Origin of the sequence: Proteiniphilum sp. X52 (genome assembly GCF_003712195.1) — a bacterium.
GTDB lineage: Bacteria > Bacteroidota > Bacteroidia > Bacteroidales > Dysgonomonadaceae > Proteiniphilum.
Genome location: NZ_RDSD01000073.1, coordinates 1 through 952, shown reverse-complemented (window position 1 = coordinate 952; position 952 = coordinate 1). Strand labels below are relative to the sequence as shown.

At 47.5% G+C, this 952-nt stretch carries 1 pseudogene; it reads right to left on the bottom strand.

From position 1 onward, the window contains the following. A pseudogene (locus D7D25_RS18115) lies at window positions 1–952 on the bottom strand (hypothetical protein); the annotation flags it as partial.

Below are 952 nucleotides of genomic sequence, written 5' to 3'. Positions count from 1 at the left end.
TGATGGATCTTTATCCCCGATGAATAGAAAATCTCCCATTCGACCAATTCATAGTTTGATTCGATAAATATCCGTTTCACTTCACTGGAATGGTAGACAACCAATTTGAATTGTTCTTTTTCCGGTTCCACTGAGGTGGAGCTATTTCCTATAACATAGGGAGCTATCAGTAAAGAGGTATTGATGGGATTCTCAATGTTTTCCGACGATTTCACCCATCCCGAGGCATTTTTCATCCATGCCGTGGAAACGATCCCGGAGCCGACCCTTCTGGCTTCCGCGCTAAATGCCGAAAAACCGGCCGGTATCCCGTTGGCATCGGAATAGGAGATATAAAATGTCCTTGAAACAGATACAGGTTCATTAAAGCGGATATAATTCTCTATATTGTGGCGCATGTCGCGAGAGCCGACCGGAAAGTTTGTTGTATTGTTGAAATATCTGTAGCCATAATGGTAGGGCTGTTCGTAAAGGAGCCGTTCTGGCCCATTCTCTCCGGAATAAACCTTTATTCTGATGCGCATGCTCGAAATACTGCTAACAGGGGGAGATGAGACAAACACTCCCCGCAACTCCACTCCGTCGCCGGCATAGAACTGCTCGGCAAATTCGGTGTAGCCGAAAGTATTGTTAGTGGCAAATAGGGGGATCCGTTGAAACAGGTGACTCACAGCCTTGTCTTCCGGTTTAAAATTATCGCTTTTAGTGAAGGGTTGTTGCGCATAGGGGTTGAAACCTCCCAAATGCTTCACCTGTGATTCCTTCGGATCAAGATAATGGCTGATCGGGTTCGGGTTGTCGAGTGATCCTTGTACATCCCAGAATTTGAAAAGAGAGGCATAAGAATCCGGCCCTCTGGGCGATGAACACATCGACGCCCCTCCGGTAAGGGTGCCCAATACCCTTTTTTCCCTGTCGATGAGTGGCGAACCCGAGGATCCCCCTTCGGTGG